General features: G+C 75.1%; 16 protein-coding genes. 11 read left to right on the forward strand and 5 right to left on the reverse strand.

Annotated elements, in window-relative coordinates; genetic code table 11:
• The first annotated feature begins 341 nt into the window (after positions 1–341).
• Positions 342–1,112, forward strand: coding sequence for a response regulator transcription factor (locus ACFV04_RS17020; protein WP_380346481.1), 771 nt, complete (start codon positions 342–344; stop codon positions 1,110–1,112).
• On the forward strand, positions 1,109–2,620 hold the full coding sequence (locus tag ACFV04_RS17025; protein WP_380529802.1) for a sensor histidine kinase: 1,512 nt from the start codon (positions 1,109–1,111) through the stop codon (positions 2,618–2,620). Before ACFV04_RS17020 ends, ACFV04_RS17025 begins: the two co-directional genes overlap by 4 nt.
• Here ACFV04_RS17025 and ACFV04_RS17030 read toward each other — a convergent pair.
• Entirely contained in the window at positions 2,601–3,674 is a 1,074-nt protein-coding gene (locus ACFV04_RS17030; protein ID WP_380529803.1) for a GlxA family transcriptional regulator, read from the reverse strand. The two genes, ACFV04_RS17025 and ACFV04_RS17030, sit on opposite strands and share 20 nt — an antisense overlap.
• Positions 3,675–3,814: 140 nt before the next feature.
• Here ACFV04_RS17030 and ACFV04_RS17035 point away from each other — a divergent pair, with 140 nt between their 5' ends.
• From ACFV04_RS17035 to ACFV04_RS17045, 3 genes are all read left to right on the forward strand, one after another.
• Complete coding sequence (locus tag ACFV04_RS17035; RefSeq protein ID WP_380529805.1) at positions 3,815–4,402, forward strand: isochorismatase family protein; 588 nt, start codon at positions 3,815–3,817, stop codon at positions 4,400–4,402.
• A gap of 211 nt (positions 4,403–4,613) precedes the next feature.
• Positions 4,614–5,615 (forward strand): winged helix-turn-helix domain-containing protein, encoded by a 1,002-nt coding sequence (locus tag ACFV04_RS17040; protein ID WP_360264426.1) that lies wholly within the window; start codon positions 4,614–4,616, stop codon positions 5,613–5,615.
• A 225-nt stretch (positions 5,616–5,840) separates the two neighbouring features.
• The gene (locus ACFV04_RS17045; protein WP_380346473.1) at positions 5,841–6,263 is read left to right on the forward strand and encodes a hypothetical protein; all 423 of its coding nucleotides are present in this window, start codon (positions 5,841–5,843) and stop codon (positions 6,261–6,263) included.
• A 108-nt stretch (positions 6,264–6,371) separates the two neighbouring features.
• On the opposite strand, the gene ACFV04_RS17050 is transcribed toward ACFV04_RS17045, so the two are convergent.
• On the reverse strand, positions 6,372–7,136 hold the full coding sequence (locus tag ACFV04_RS17050) for an alpha/beta hydrolase (RefSeq protein ID WP_380529808.1): 765 nt from the start codon (positions 7,134–7,136) through the stop codon (positions 6,372–6,374).
• 201 nt (positions 7,137–7,337) lie between these two features.
• Between ACFV04_RS17050 and ACFV04_RS17055 the strand changes: the two genes are divergently transcribed.
• The gene (locus tag ACFV04_RS17055; protein WP_380346469.1) at positions 7,338–8,171 is read left to right on the forward strand and encodes a hypothetical protein; all 834 of its coding nucleotides are present in this window, start codon (positions 7,338–7,340) and stop codon (positions 8,169–8,171) included.
• Between the two features lie 15 nt (positions 8,172–8,186).
• On the opposite strand, the gene ACFV04_RS17060 is transcribed toward ACFV04_RS17055, so the two are convergent.
• Positions 8,187–8,540, reverse strand: a complete 354-nt coding sequence (locus ACFV04_RS17060) for a DUF6401 family natural product biosynthesis protein (RefSeq protein ID WP_380529810.1) — start codon at positions 8,538–8,540, stop codon at positions 8,187–8,189.
• Between the two features lie 154 nt (positions 8,541–8,694).
• Here ACFV04_RS17060 and ACFV04_RS17065 point away from each other — a divergent pair, with 154 nt between their 5' ends.
• The 3 genes from ACFV04_RS17065 (at position 8,695) to ACFV04_RS17075 (ending at position 11,574) form a co-directional block, all read left to right on the forward strand.
• Positions 8,695–9,621 carry an LLM class F420-dependent oxidoreductase gene (locus ACFV04_RS17065; protein WP_380346465.1) on the forward strand — a complete coding sequence of 309 codons (927 nt, stop codon included), beginning with the start codon at positions 8,695–8,697 and terminating at the stop codon, positions 9,619–9,621.
• A 174-nt stretch (positions 9,622–9,795) separates the two neighbouring features.
• On the forward strand, positions 9,796–10,500 hold the full coding sequence (locus ACFV04_RS17070) for an AAA family ATPase (RefSeq protein ID WP_380529812.1): 705 nt from the start codon (positions 9,796–9,798) through the stop codon (positions 10,498–10,500).
• A gap of 96 nt (positions 10,501–10,596) precedes the next feature.
• Positions 10,597–11,574, forward strand: coding sequence for a zinc metalloprotease (locus ACFV04_RS17075; RefSeq protein ID WP_380529814.1), 978 nt, complete (start codon positions 10,597–10,599; stop codon positions 11,572–11,574).
• 1 nt (position 11,575) lies between these two features.
• Here the strand turns inward: ACFV04_RS17075 and ACFV04_RS17080 are convergent, their stop codons facing one another.
• Positions 11,576–11,959 carry a hypothetical protein gene (locus ACFV04_RS17080; RefSeq protein WP_380346460.1) on the reverse strand — a complete coding sequence of 128 codons (384 nt, stop codon included), beginning with the start codon at positions 11,957–11,959 and terminating at the stop codon, positions 11,576–11,578.
• 175 nt (positions 11,960–12,134) lie between these two features.
• Between ACFV04_RS17080 and ACFV04_RS17085 the strand changes: the two genes are divergently transcribed.
• Positions 12,135–12,584, forward strand: coding sequence for a universal stress protein (locus tag ACFV04_RS17085; protein WP_380346458.1), 450 nt, complete (start codon positions 12,135–12,137; stop codon positions 12,582–12,584).
• Between the two features lie 53 nt (positions 12,585–12,637).
• The gene (locus tag ACFV04_RS17090) at positions 12,638–13,471 is read left to right on the forward strand and encodes a DNA-formamidopyrimidine glycosylase family protein (RefSeq protein WP_360264354.1); all 834 of its coding nucleotides are present in this window, start codon (positions 12,638–12,640) and stop codon (positions 13,469–13,471) included.
• Positions 13,472–13,504: 33 nt separating this feature from the next.
• Here ACFV04_RS17090 and ACFV04_RS17095 read toward each other — a convergent pair whose 3' ends face one another.
• Positions 13,505–14,140: a uridine kinase gene (locus tag ACFV04_RS17095; RefSeq protein WP_380529817.1), complete on the reverse strand. Its 636-nt coding sequence runs from the start codon at positions 14,138–14,140 to the stop codon at positions 13,505–13,507.
• Positions 14,141–14,147 lie beyond the last annotated feature (7 nt).

A 14,147-nucleotide genomic window follows, 5' to 3' on the forward strand; every position in this document is an offset into this window, starting at 1 on the left:
CACCCCGCCCCCTCTTCTCCGTGTGGGGGGGGGGTCTTTTTTTTTCTTAACCCCCCCCCCGGGGGGGGGGGGCCGGGGGGGGGGGGCCGCGGGGGGGGGGGGGCCGGCCGGGGCCCGGGCCGCGACTCCGGTGCGGCGGCAGTGCTCATCGGGAACCTCCTCAGCGCCCGGCAGCAGGTGCCGCCGAGGCCGCCACGATCGCACTGCAAGCTCTGAGCCGCCTCTGAACGAGCCCGCTTCCCGTGCCCTCGATCATCTTCATCATCGCAGGTCAGGGTAGGTGTGCTGGTCCACGAACGGTCTTCGGAGGTCTCACGGCTTTCTCATCGCGGCGGTGCAGAATGAACGTCGCCCGGCACGGGCCCCGCCGGCCGGCACCAGCCCGAGGGAGCACCATGGACGACACCGCCGACCGCCCGGAGTGGCGCGTGCTGGTGGTCGACGACGAGCCGGACCTGGTCGAGGTGGTGTGCGGCGCCGTCCGCTACGAGGGCTGGCAGGCGCGCGGCGCGACCACCGGCCGGGCCGCCGTGGAGGCCGCCGCGGCGTGGCGCCCGCACGCCGTGGTGCTCGACGTGATGCTGCCCGACCTCGACGGCCTGGAGGTGCTGCGTCGCGTCCACGCCGCGCAGCCGGAGGTGCGGGTGCTCTTCCTCACCGCCCGGGACGCCGTCGAGGAACGGATCGCGGGCATCGCGGCGGGCGGCGACGACTACGTGACCAAGCCGTTCAGCCTGGCCGAGGTGGTCGTCCGGCTGCGCGGCCTGCTGCGCCGGGCCGCCCCGCCCGCCGCGCAGGCCGGCCCGCCCGCGCACGCGCTGGTGCTCGGCGACCTCGTCCTGGACGACCGGGCCCGGGAAGTGACCCGCGGTGGTGAGACCGTCGAACTCAGCCCGACCGAGTACGCGCTGCTCGCCCACCTGATGCGCCACCCCCGGCAGGTGCTCAGCAAGGCGCAGATCCTGGACGCGGTCTGGTCCTACGACTTCGGCGGGCAGGCGCACATCGTCGAGCTGTACATCAGCTACCTGCGGAAGAAGCTCGACGCGGGCCGGAGCCCGATGATCCACACGGTGCGGGGCGCCGGGTACCTGATCAAGGCCGCACCGTGAAGCCGCGCATCCGGCTCACCCCGCGCCCCCGCGGTACCCGCCTCACCCCGCGCCCCCGCGGTACCCGCCTGGCTCCGCGCACCCTGCGCGCCCGGCTGATCGCCGGCCTGCTGGTGCTGCTCGTCGTCACCTGCGCCGCCGTCGGCTTCGCCACCACCGCCGCGCTGCGCCACTTCCTGGTCGACCGCCTCGACCAGCAGCTCGCCGAGTCCGGCGGCCGCTACGCCGCGAGCCTGGAGCACGCCGGCCAGGGCACCGGCCCCGACACCCGGGCGCAGACGCCGGGCACCCTCGGCGTGCGGCTGATCGGCGGCCGGGTCACGGCGGCGGGCGTGGTCGACGGCGACGCCGACGACACGGACGGCCCCGACGACGAGGACGACCGGATCGCCTTCACCGCCGCCCAGCAGCGCGCACTCGCCGCCCTGACGCCCGGCGGTCCGGCCGACACCCTCGACCTGGGCGGGGCGCAGGGCCACTACCGGGTCCGCGCGGTCGCCGGGCGGGACGGCGACGTGCTGGTCAGCGGCCTGCCGCTGCGCCCGGCCGAGGACACCCTCCGGCGGCTGGAGACCCTGGAGCTGACGGTGTTCGCGATCGCCGTGGTGGCCGCCGGTGCGGCCGGGGCGCTCTGGGTGCGCTGGTCGCTGCGCCCGCTGGGGCGGGTGGTGGTCATGGCCGAGCGGGTCAGCGCGATGCCGCTCGCCAGCGGTGAGGTCCTGCTGGCCGAACGCGTGCCGGACGACGACCCTCGCACCGAGGTCGGCCGGGTCGGCGCGGCGCTCAACCGGATGCTCGGTCACGTCGGCGGCGCCCTGGCCCGCCGGCACGCCGTGGAGGAGCGGCTGCGGGCCTTCGCCGCCGACGCCAGCCACGAGCTGCGCACCCCGGTCGCGGCCGTCCGCGGCCACGCCGAGCTGGCGCTGCGCCACCCCGGGGCCGTGCCCGCGCCGGTCCGGCACTCGCTGGAGCGGATCGACGCCGAGGCGGTGCGGATGGGGACGATCGTCGAGGACCTGCTGCTGCTCGCCCGGCTGGACGCCGGCCGCCCGCTGGCCGCCACCGAGGTGGACCTGACCCGGATCGCGCTGAACGCCGTGGCCGACGCCCGCGCCGCCGGGGCGGACCACCGGTGGCGGCTCGTCCTCCCCGAGGAACCGGTCGTGATCCGCGGTGACGAGCACCGGCTGAGCCAGGTGGTGGCCAACCTGCTGGCCAACGCGCGGTCCCACACCCCGGCCGGCACCGGGGTGGAGCTGCGGCTGGTGCGGGACCGGGCCGACGGCCGGGTCGAGTTGAGCGTCGCCGACGACGGGCCGGGGATCGCGCCGGAGCTGCTCGACCGGGTCTTCGAGCGCTTCGTCCGGGGCGACCGGGCCAGGTCGCGGGCCACCGGCTCGACCGGGCTCGGACTGGCGATCGTCCAGGCCGTCGTCCAGGCGCACGGCGGCACGGTGGACGCGGCCAGCCGGCCGGGCCGCACGGCGTTCACGGTCCGGCTGCCGTGACATCCCCTGCCGTGACACCCCCTGTCGCGGTACCCGCGGTGCCCCCTGCCGCGGTACCCGCGGTGCGGAAGCGCTGCCGGTAGTCGGTCGGCGTGGTGTCGAGGCGCCGACGGAAGGCGCGCACCAGGGTGTCGACGGTGCCGAACCCGCAGGCGGTGGCGATGCGTTCGAGCGTGGCGTCGCCGGACTCCAGTCGGTGGCGGGCGAGTTCGACCCGGGCCGACTCGATGTACGCGCTCGGGGTGGTGCCCAGCTCGGTCTTGAAGATCCGGGTCAACTGCCGTTCGCTGACGTGGGCGTGGGCGGCGAGGTCCGGGACGGTGAGCCGGCCGGAGAGGTTGCGCAGGATGTGGTGGCGCAGCTCCTCGATCCGCCGGGTGGTCGAGACGGGCTCCAGCGGGACGCTGAACTGACTCTGGCCGCTGGGGCGTTTGAGGTACATCACGAGCTGGCGGGCGACCCGCAGGGCGAGTTCCTCGCCGAAGTCCTCGGCGACCAGGGCGAGTGAGAGGTCCAGGCAGGCGCTGATCCCCGCGCCGGTCCAGATCTCGCCCTCGCGGATGAAGATCGGGTCGGCGTCGACCTCGATCCGCGGGTACTCGGCGGCGAGTTGGCCGGCCGTGGACCAGTGGGTGGTGGCCCGCCGGCCGTCCAGCAGTCCGGCGGCGGCGAGCAGGTGCGCGCCGACGCAGACGCTGGCCACCCGGCGGGAGCGGGCGGCCAGCGTGCGGACCCGGTCGACCACCGCCGGATCGGTGAGCGCGCGGACCCGGCGCCGGTCGTCCACCTCGACCGCCCCGGGCACCAGCAGGGTGTCGATGGCGCTCTCGGCGGCGCGGTCGAAGGTGAGGTCGGGCAGGATCCGCACGCCTGCCGCGGTGGTGACCGGGTCCGTGGTCTCGGCCGCGAGGACGACCCGGTAGCCGGTCGCGTCGTCGGTCTCCCGGCCGACCAGCGAGAACACCTCCGGCGGCCCGGTCACGTCCAGCAGGTCGACCCCCTCGAACAGGACGATGACGATCAGCCGCCGGACGGCCTCGGTGTCTGTCTTCACGGGAGCCCCTCGATGTCGGAATCTGCATGTTAGACGGCATTGCCGACATGCGAGCGCCGCCCGTAGCGTTTTCCACGGCGGGCCGCACCGGGCGTGACCTGCCCGATCCCCGTCCTCCGCATCCGAAAGGCGGCACCACCGTGCCCACCACCCTGCGCGCCCTCAACGGACTCGACGAGAAGCCGGCCTCGCTCGGCGACGCGACCCTGATCCTGATCGACTACCAGAACACCTACGTGCGGGGCGTCATGGAGCTGGAGGGGTGGCGGGAGGCGCTCGACGCCGCCGCCGACCTGCTCGCCCGGGCCCGGGCGGCCGGCGCCACCGTCATCCACGTGGTGAACGACGGCGGCGAGGGCACCCCGTACGACGTCCGGGCCGAGATCGGGCGGATCCACCCGAGCGTGGCACCGGCCGAGGGCGAGCGCGTGGTGGTCAAGCAGGTGCCGGACGCCTTCGTCGGCACCGACCTGGGCGAACTGGTCGACGCGGCCGACCACCGGGACGTCGTCATCGCCGGATTCATGACCCACATGTGCGTCACCTTCACCACGGCCGGGGCCTTCCTGCGCGGCAACCGCCCGACCGTCGTGGCCGCCGCCAGTGCGACCCGGCCGCTGTCCTCCGCCGGCGCCGTGCTGACCGCCGCCCAGGTCCACCGTGCCGCACTGGCCACCATCGGGGACCTGTACGGCGTGGTGGTGGAGTCCCCGGCCGACCTGGGCTGAGGGGCGGGGAACGGGGAGCGGACCCGGGCTGCGCGCGTTGGCGCGCGGCTCCCGGGTCCGCCCGCCACCGGGTGTCCGGTCCGGCACCCGGACACCCCGCCCGGAGGGGGCAGGGCTCCGAGCCTGGCCGGGGAACGGGCTCCGGGCAAACGATTCGGTCCTCGCCGAACGGTCTTGCGCGGGTGCCGGTCCCGGGGAGACGATCGCGGTCGTGCTGCGAATCTTCTTCGGTACGGACGACCTGGCGCGGGTCCGGGTCGCGGAGCGCCCCGACATGTCGATGGAGTTGTCCCTCAGTGTGCACGCCCTGGTGAGCGGGCTGCGCGATCCGCGTTTCGAGGGCTGGCGGGACCACCTGCGGGCCTCCTGGAACCCGCGCACCGCGCTGCTGTTCGACCTCTACACCCGCTCGGCGATCCCGGAGTTCCTCGCCGTGCGGCGCGACCCGGGCGCCACCGAGAGCGCGACCGCCGAGGCGCCCGAGGCGCCGCTGCGCGACCACCTGCGCTCGGTGGGCGGGGAGCGGCAGTTGAGCGCCTTCGCGCGGGGCGTGGCGGCCGGCGACCGCAGGGCCAGGAGACTGCTCGGCAACGTCACCGCCGACTACCAGGTCCGGGCGATCGACCCGTACCGGCGGCAGATCGAGACCATCGTCACCACCGAGCACGGGCGGCGGCACCGGATCGCCGAGCCGGACCGGGTCCTGGGCTCGCTGCACCCGGCGGTGTCCTGGCGCCGCCCGGTGCTGAGCTTCCCGCTGGCGAACCGGTGTCGGCACGACGTGCGGCTGGACGGGCGGGGGTTACTGCTCCAGCCCTGCGTGTTCGGCCCCCGCCGCCCCGTCATCGCCCGCTTCGAAGACCCGGAGCAGCAGCCCGTGCTCCTCTACCCGGCCCGGATCGGTGGACCCTTGCGCGCCGAGCCCGAACCGACCGCGACCCCCAGCCGCACCCTGACGGCCCTGCTCGGCCAGACCAGGGCAGCCGCACTGGAGGCGATCTCCGCCCACGGCCCCTGTTCCACCAAGGAGTTGGCCGCTCACCTGGGCATCTCCAGTGCCTCCGCGAGCGAGCACGCCACCGTCCTCGCCGACTCCGGCCTCACCGCCAAGGACCGCACCGGCCGCACCGTGACCCACCGCCCCACCCCGCTCGGCGAGGCCCTCCTGGCCGGCCGGGTGCCGTCCCGCGATGCCGGGCCCGAGGCCGCCTGACCTCGCGGGCGCGGCGGCTTCCGGGGTCGGGGAGACCCCCGGGCTGAACGCGTTCAAAGCCGTGCGCCATGATGAGGGTGCGCGGGAAGCTCCCCGCCGCGGCCTGCGGCGACGGACGAACCCGGGCCGTCCCCGCCCGCGCCCCGCCACGCCCCGAACACCCTGACCGGAACCGGGAGCCGGCGCAGGCCGGGCCACCGCCGCCGCGTTCCGAGAGCCCGCACCGTGACCGAACCCTTCACCCTCGAAGCCCAGTTGCACCTGGTCGGCGCCGCCCTCGTCGCCATGGGCCTGTTCCACGCGGTGCTGCCCCGCGCCATCGGCTGGCCCGCCGACCTGCGCGGCACAGCCCTGTTGACCCGTCAGGTCTCCTACGCCCACGTGTTCTTCATCGGTCTGGGCTGCACCCTCCTCGGCCTGCTCCCGCTCTGCCTCGCCCCCGACCTCCTGGCCGGCACCCGTCTCGGCACCGCGCTGCTGGCCGGTCAGACCCTCTTCTGGGGCCTGCGCTGGCTCTTCGAGTTCGCCGTCTTCTCCCCGAAGCTGTGGCGCGGCGACCCGCTCCGCACCGCCGCCCACCTCGCCCTCTCCGTCCTCTGGACCTGGGTCACGGCGGTCTTCGCCACCGCCCTGTGGCGGGTCCTTTAGGCCCCTGTCCGGCCGAGGCCCGTCGTCAAGCCGCGTCCGCGGGCGGCGGGCAAGGAAGCGGCGGGCAGGAAGGCGGCGGGCAGGGGCCGCGGGCGGGGGTGCCCCCGGTCAGGCGTCGGCCGGGAGGACCGGGGTGCGGCGTGGCTGGCGGGGCAGCGGGAGCGCGAGGGCTTCGGGGGAGGTGGCGGGGAGGGCGAGCGCGGAGGCGGTTTCGGCGGGGAGCGGGTGGAGGCCGAGCAGGGCGGTGGTGAGGCGGGTGGTGGCGCGGTGCCAGTCGGGGCCACGCCGGAGCATGGCGTGGCCGCTGCCGGTGACGGTGTAGCCGCAGACGCGGGCGCCGGCGGCGCGGCTGCGGACGGCGAAGGCGCGGGTGTCGGCGGGCAGGGTGACGGTGTCGCGGTCGCCGTGCAGCAGCAGGACGTCCCGGCCGGCGAGTTGTTCGCACGGGTCCTCGGCCGGGCACCACGGGGCGAGGGCGACCAGGCCGGTGACGGAGGGGTGTCCGCCGGCCTGCAGCGCGGCCCGCCCGCCCATCGAGTGGCCGATCAGGACGGTGGGCACCGGGCCCAGCAGCGCGGCCAGTTCGTCGAGTGCGGTGAGTGCGTCCCGGGCGGCGTCGGCGCGCTCGCCGTTCCAGCCGCGGTGGCGGTAGCGGACGGTGCCGATGGCGACCCCGGAGTCCGCGGTCGCTCTGGTCAGGGAGCGCAGGAAGCCGTGCATCCGCAGCAGGGGGAGGTTGAGGCGACCGGGCCGGGCGAGGTTGTGCTCCTCGCCGCCGTGCAGGACCAGGACGGCGGCCCGTGCCCGTTCCGGGCGGGTCCGCCAGTGCAGCGCCCGGTGCTCCACCGCGCTGTCCGCCGTCGTACCGCTCACTGCCGCACCGTCCCGTCCGTCCCGCCCCGTCGCCCTTCCCCCGGACCGCCACTGTACGCGCGCGGACCTGCGGACCATTCACCCGAGGGGAGCATCCCGGACACCGGGCGCGCGCGGCCCGCCGGGGGGCCTGCTATCCACGAAGGGTGGGGGGCCACCGGGTGCCCGCTCGTGGCGCCGCGTCACCGAGTGGAGGACTCCGTGGTCCAGCAGCTCGCACTGTCCGTCGACTTCGGGTCGGGCTTCACCGAAGCCTGGTCGAAGATCGCGAAGGTCATCCCGCAGTTCATCGCCTTCCTGGTGATCCTGGCCATCGGCTGGCTGGTGGCCAGGGCCATCGGCAAGGTCCTCGACCGTGTGATGCGCAGGCTCGGGTCGGAACGGGTCGCGGAGCGGTCCGGGATGGCGGCGCGCCTGGCGGGCTCGACGTACGACCTGACCGGCATCGTCTGCAAGGTCGTCTACTACATCGTGCTGCTGATGGCCCTGCAACTGGCGTTCGGCGTCTTCGGCCCGAACCCGATCAGCGTGATGATCCACAGCATCGTCGCCTGGCTGCCCCGCGCGATCGTCGCCGTCGTGATCGTGGTGGTCGCGATGGCCATCGCCAACGGCGTGCGCGACATCGTGGGCAACTCGCTCTCCGGCGCCTCCTACGGCCGGGCGGTCGCCACCACGGTCTGGGCGTTCATCGTGGCGCTCGGTGTGATCGCCGCGCTGGGACAGGTCGGGATCGCGACGGCGATCACCACGCCGGTGCTGATCGCCGTGCTCGCCACCGTCGCCGGCGTGGTGGTGGTCGGGGTCGGCGGCGGTCTGATCATGCCGATGCGGCAGCGCTGGGAGCGGTGGCTGGACAGTGCCGAGCAGGAGACCGCCAAGCTGCGCGGCAGCGCCTACCAGGCCGGACGCTCCGACGCGCTGGCCAACCAGCCGGTCCGGCCGACGGCGCAGACCGGCCCGACCGGCCCCGGGACCCAGACCGGCCCGGGCACCCCGCCGCCCCCGGGCATCGAACCCGGCGGGACCACCTGACGGGCGCCGGGCGGCTCAGACCTCCAGCAGGCCCTGCTCGCGCACCAGCCAGCAGATCGCGGTGAGCCGGAGCACGGCGTAGTCGTAGCCGACCGGCTCGCGCCAGCCGATCTCGGTGAGCGCGTCCAGGAAACCCAGGGCGTAGTCCGACAGTTCCGCACGGTCCAGGGGCCGGGGCGCGAGCTCCGGCCCCTGCACGTACAGCAGCTCGCGCAGCATCGCCGCGTGCTGGTCGACCGCCGCGACGAAGCCGGGCTCGAAGGCGAATTCGGCCAGCCGCGGCGTGAACGCCGCCACGATGCCTGGCAGCGGGCAGCCGGCCGGCTCGTCGGGGGAGCGCCGGAAGGATTCGTCGGGGGTCGCGAACATCCGTCCACGGTAGGCGAGCGCCGCGGCGGGAGCGGGCGCCCGTGACGCTTCCGTGCTGAGACCTTGGCCACCCGACGGCGGGTACCGGCACGTTCCGTGGTGTGGCCGGTTCCCTGCGCTCACGCCCGGGTGGTCCCGTACCAGAATGGTCCGCATGGATCTCCGCATCTTCACCGAACCGCAGCAGGGCGCGAGCTACGACACCCTCCTGAAGGTCGCCCGCACCGCGGAGGAGCTCGGCGCGTTCAGCGCCTTCTTCCGCTCCGACCACTACCTGAAGATGGGCGACGTGGACGGCCTCCCCGGCCCCACCGACGCCTGGATCACCCTGGCCGGCCTCGCCCGCGACACCCGCACCATCCGCCTCGGCACCCTGATGACCGCCGCGACCTTCCGGCTGCCCGGCGTCACCGCGATCCAGGTCGCCCAGGTCGACGCGATGAGCGGCGGCCGGGTCGAGTTCGGCCTCGGCGCCGGCTGGTACGAGGCCGAGCACACCGCCTACGGCATCCCCTTCCCCAAGGAGAAGTTCGGGCGGCTGGAGGAGCAGCTGGCGATCATCACCGGGCTGTGGAACACCAAGCTCGGCGACACCTTCGACTTCGCCGGCGAGTACTACACGCTGACCGACTCGCCCGCGCTCCCCAAGCCCGCCCAGGACCGCATCCCGGTTTTGGTCGGCGGCCTCGGCCCGAAGCGCACCCCCGCGCTGGCCGCCCGCTTCGCCGACGAGTTCAACCTGCCGTTCGCCTCGGTGGACGACTCCGCCGCGCAGTTCGGGAGGGTCCGCGCCGCCGTCGAGGGGGCCGGTCGCCGGGCCGACGACCTGGTCTACTCCAATGCCCTGGTCGCCTGCGTCGGCCGGGACGACGCGGAGGTGGCCCGCCGGGCCGCCGCCATCGGCCGCGAGGTCGACGAGCTGAAGGCCAACGGCCTGGCCGGCACCCCGGACGAGGTCGTCGAGCGGATCGGCCGGTTCGCGGCCGTCGGCAGCGAGCGGATCTACCTGCAGATCCTCGACCTGGACGATCTCGACCACCTGGAGCTGATCGCCTCCCGGGTCGCCCCGCAGCTCGGCTGACGAACGGCGCCGGTGCGCGGCGGCCCCTTCCGGCCACGGGCCCGGCCGCTCCCCGGCCGCGGGCCCGGTCGGTGACGGCGGCGTCCGGAAACGGGCCCGGTCCCGTCACGGGGCCGGGCTCGGCAGGGACCGTCCGTACCCGCTCCGACCTCCGCCCTTTACTCGCTCTTGGGAATGCGCCATGCTCCTGAGCAGGGAACGGCGGGGGGAGAACCGGTGAGCGGGACGAGAACGGCGCGGGCGGCGGGGCCGAGGGTGCCGCCGCGGCGCACCGCCGGGGAACGCGTCGTCCTGCCCCCGTCGCACGACCCGACCGCCCTCCACGAACTGCGCGGACCCGGTCCGGCGGCCCTGCGCTACCCGGCCGGTGACCTGCTGGTCGTCACCGGTCTGCCCGGCAGCGGCAAGAGCACCCTGATGCGCCGCTGCGTCCGCGCCCCGCTGATCGACTCCCAGCTGGTCCGCGAGGAGTACGCGGCCAGGCTGCCCGGCCGCCTCCCGTACGCCCTCTACCGCCCGCTCGCCCGGATCGCGCACTACCGGCGACTGCGCCGCGCCGTGCTGGACGGCGGGTCGCTCGCGGTGCACGACTGCGGCACGCTGCCCTGGGTGCGGGCCTGGCTCGCCCGCACCGCCGCGGGCCAGGGCCGTCGGCTGCACCTGCTGGTGCTCGACGTCGACCCGGCCGAGGCGCTCGCCGGGCAGCGGCGGCGCGGGCGCGGCGTCTCCCGCTACGCCTTCGTGCGGCACCGCTCCGGCCTCGCCCGGCTGCGCCGGTGGATCGGGGCCGGCCGGCTGCCGGCCGGCTGTGCGTCGGCCGTGGTACTCGACCGGGCCGCCGCGCGCGCCCTGCGGGAGATCGACTTCACGGCGTCGTAGTCTCGGCGAGTCCGCGCCGGGCAGCGGGCCGGCGGGTCCGGCCGGAGCGCGCCGGGGCGTGGCCGAGACTCCGTCACCTCCCCGTCAGGAGCGCAGATGCGCCGTACTGCCCGGGTGCGCTCGCGTGCCCCCCGCCTGTTCCCCTGCGCGGCCGCACTGGTCGCCGCCCTCGGTGTGAGCCAGTTCGCGGCGCCGGCCCCGCAGCGCGCGGCCGCCGCCCCGACGACGACCGCGTGCGACGGCGCCGACGCCGTCGGCGCAGCCGCCCGCAGGCCGGCCGGCAGCCAGGCCGGGAAGGATCCGAACGCCGTCACCGCGGCCCAGGCCCGTGCCATGCAGGCCGACCTCGACGACCGGCTCACCGCTCTCGGTTCCACCCACGTCCCGCTGTCCGGCGGCGCGACCACCGTCCCGGTGTACGTCCACGTCATCCACGACGGGAGCGCCGGCCGGCTCGCCGACAGCACCGTCGCTGCCCAGATCGACCACCTCAACGCCACCTACGGCGGCGAGGGCGAGGGCAACACCGCCACCGGCTTCCGGTTCGCACTGGCCGGCACCGACTACACCGACAAGGCCGCCTGGTACACCGGGATGACGCCCGGCTCGGCCGCCGAGAAGGCGATGAAGAAGCAGCTGCGCAAGGGCGACCAGGGCACCCTCAACCTCTACACCGCCCACCTCGGCCAGTCCCTGCTCGGCTGGTCGACTTTCCCGAACGCCTACCGGTCGGACCCGGCCGACGACGGCGTGGTCGTGCTCGACGCCTCCCTGCCCGGAGGCTCCGCCACCCACTACAACGAGGGCAACACCGTCACCCACGAGACCGGCCACTGGCTCGGCCTTCTCCACACCTTCCAGGGCGGCTGCCTGCTCCCGGGCGACTACGTGGACGACACCCCGCCCGAGCGCAGCGCGGCCTTCGGCTGCCCCGAGGGCCGGGACACCTGCCCCACGACCGGCGCGGACCCGATCCACAACTTCATGGACTACAGCTACGACGAGTGCATGAGCGAGTTCACCCCCGGACAGATCCAGCGAATGGTGAACTCGTGGTCCGCCTACCGGAGTTGATCTAACAGGAGACGTCGAGGTAGAGCAGTGTCCGGCCGTCCGCGGCGCGGAACTCGTACGCCCGGTGGTCCTCGGCGCAGGCCGCCCGCCAGGCGGCCGGGCGCTCCTCGGGGGCGAGCAGGACGGGGACGAAGCGGTCGGGGAAGTCCTCGTGCCAACGGCCCCGGAGGCCGAGTGTCAGCTCGTCGGCGCCGGCCGCCAGCCGCCGGGCCAGCCGCCGGTCCACCGGGCCGCGGACCAGCCGCCAGTAGCAGCCCGCACCGTCCAGGAACCCGCCCGACCCGATCGGGTCCCGGACGTCCAGGCGCTCGTGCTCCTCCTGCGGCGGCAGCGCCGCGAGGACCTCGGCGAAACCGCCGGACCGGCGGCGGGGCTTGTTCGGCATCCGGGCATCGTTCCAGCCGGCCGGGGTGAACGCACTCGATTTGAATGCGGTACCCCGCGATCGGCGCGGCAAATGCCGGACATATGTCCGATTTGATCTATGTTTGAAGGGTCGGACCGATCAGGAGCCCCACCCGGCTGCACCAGCCGGCAGGAGCAAGCGAAGGAGCAAGGCCATGAGTGCCAGTCCCCGGATCGTCGTCGGCGTGGACGGCTCGCCCGCCTCGGAGCAGGCGCTGCACTGGGCGGTCGACTACGCGAAAGCCGTCGGCGGCACCATCAACGCCATCGCCGCCTGGGAGTACCCCGCCTTCTACGGCTGGGCCGGACAGGGCGTGCCGACCGTCGAGACCTTCAACCCCGAGGAACTCGCGGGCAAGATCCTCTCCGACACCGTCGCCAAGGTGGTCGGCGAGGACCCGGGCGTACGGATCAGCGAGACCGTGATGCCCGGTAACGCCGCCAAGGCGCTGCTGGAGGCCGCCGGCGGCGCGGCGCTGATCGTCGTCGGCAGCCGCGGCCTCGGCGGGTTCTCCGGCGTGCTGCTCGGCTCGGTCAGCCGCCACCTCACCGAGCAGGCGCCGTGCCCGGTCGTCGTCGTCCGCGAGGGCCACCCCGGGCAGTAGGCCCACGAGCCGGCCGGTCGTCGCCGGGCCGCCGCGCGGGAGAGGATGGAGTCATGCCAGAAGGTGACTCCGTCTACCGCGTGGCGGCCCGGCTGCACGAGGCCCTCGCCGGACAGCCGCTGACCGCCGCCGACCTGCGGGTGCCCGCCCACGCCACCGCCGCACTCGCCGGCCGCCGGGTGCTGGAGGTCGCCCCGCGCGGCAAACACCTGCTCACCCGCCTCGAAGGCGGCCTCACCCTGCACACCCACCTGCGGATGGACGGCCGCTGGGAGGTCTACCGCCCCGGCGAACGGTGGACCGGCGGACCCGACTGGCAGATCCGGGCCGTCCTCGGCACGGACCGCGGCACCGCCGTCGGCTACCGGCTCCCCGTCGTCGAACTGCTGCGCACCACCGACGAGCGGCGGATCGTCGGCCACCTCGGCCCGGACCTGCTCGGCCCCGACTGGGACCCGGTCGAGGCCGTCCGCCGGCTTCTCGCCCGGCCCGGCCGCCCGGTCGTCGAGGCCCTGCTCGACCAGCGCAACCTGGCCGGGATCGGCAACGTCTACGCCAACGAACTGTGCTTCGTGGCCGGCGTGACACCGTGGACCGAGGTCGGCGAACTCCCGCACCCCGACCGGCTGGTGGAGCGCGCCCGGCAGATGCTGGAGGCCAACAAGCTGCGCCCCGGCCACATCACCACCGGCGACACCAGGCCCGGCTACCAGCACTGGGTCTACGGCCGGGCCGGCCGGCCCTGCCCGCGCTGCGTCACCCCCGTCGTGACCGGGCGTCAGGGCACGCCGCCGCGCGACCGCACGGTCTTCTGGTGCCCCTACTGCCAGCGCGGCCCCGCCCCGGAAGCCGTCCGGACCGCCCGGGGGAGCCGGCCGGGTCGGTGAGCCGGCGCCGGGGCGGTGTGCTGGAGACGGCCACTACGGCTGCTCCACCAGCGCCGGGTGGCGGGGGTCGTCCATCCGGACGGTGAGGTCGGCGAGTTGCGCGGGGGTGGTCTCGGCCTCGTAGCGGGCGAAGGCCGGCAGGGTCCACTGCTGGTCGGCCGCGGTGCGGCGGGCCAGCGCGGCCGGGGTGAGGGCGAGGTGGACGGTCAGGTCCAGCGGCAGCCAGCGGCCGAGCAGGAGCGCTCCGTCGAGCAGCAGCACGCCGTTCGGCGGGAGCCGGGTGTACGCCGCGCGGGTGGAACGGTCGGTCACCGGGTCGCGCAGCGTGGGCAGGACGCGGCCGCTGCCGCCGGGCTCCAGCGGGTCGAGGACCTCGCGCAGCAGCGCGCCGTCGTCCAGCCACAGGTCGTGGAAGGCGTCCGCGTCGTGGTGGCCGTACTCCAGCCGGATCGACGCCGGGCGCAGGAAGTCCGCCGCCGACACCCGCAGGGTGGGGCGGCCGCGCAGCCGCAGCGGCTCCACCAGGGCGTCGGCGAGCGCCTCGGGGCGGGCGGCCGCCGCGCCGTCGACGGCCACCCGCAGCCGGCGGTCGGTGGCGCCGGGCAGGGCGGTGATGCGGTCGGCGAGCAGCTCGGCCAGGTTGTCGGGGGAGATCGGGCGTACCTGCATCGGGCCA

This window comes from Kitasatospora sp. NPDC059599 (genome assembly GCF_042735125.1).
Taxonomy (GTDB): Bacteria; Actinomycetota; Actinomycetes; order Streptomycetales; family Streptomycetaceae; genus Kitasatospora.

Bases quoted from the DNA above. Each gene is read 5' to 3' on its own strand.
- ACFV04_RS17080 (WP_380346460.1), bottom strand. From the start codon at position 11,959: ATGCCGAACAAGCCCCGCCGCCGGTCCGGCGGTTTCGCCGAGGTCCTC.
- ACFV04_RS17070 (WP_380529812.1), top strand. From the start codon at position 9,796: ATGCGCCATGCTCCTGAGCAGGGAACGGCGGGGGGAGAACCGGTGAGC.
- ACFV04_RS17095 (WP_380529817.1), bottom strand. From the start codon at position 14,140: ATGCAGGTACGCCCGATCTCCCCCGACAACCTGGCCGAGCTGCTCGCC.
- ACFV04_RS17075 (WP_380529814.1), top strand. From the start codon at position 10,597: ATGCGCCGTACTGCCCGGGTGCGCTCGCGTGCCCCCCGCCTGTTCCCC.
- ACFV04_RS17085 (WP_380346458.1), top strand. From the start codon at position 12,135: ATGAGTGCCAGTCCCCGGATCGTCGTCGGCGTGGACGGCTCGCCCGCC.
- ACFV04_RS17060 (WP_380529810.1), bottom strand. From the start codon at position 8,540: ATGTTCGCGACCCCCGACGAATCCTTCCGGCGCTCCCCCGACGAGCCG.
- ACFV04_RS17020 (WP_380346481.1), top strand. From the start codon at position 342: ATGAACGTCGCCCGGCACGGGCCCCGCCGGCCGGCACCAGCCCGAGGG.
- ACFV04_RS17090 (WP_360264354.1), top strand. From the start codon at position 12,638: ATGCCAGAAGGTGACTCCGTCTACCGCGTGGCGGCCCGGCTGCACGAG.
- ACFV04_RS17065 (WP_380346465.1), top strand. From the start codon at position 8,695: ATGGATCTCCGCATCTTCACCGAACCGCAGCAGGGCGCGAGCTACGAC.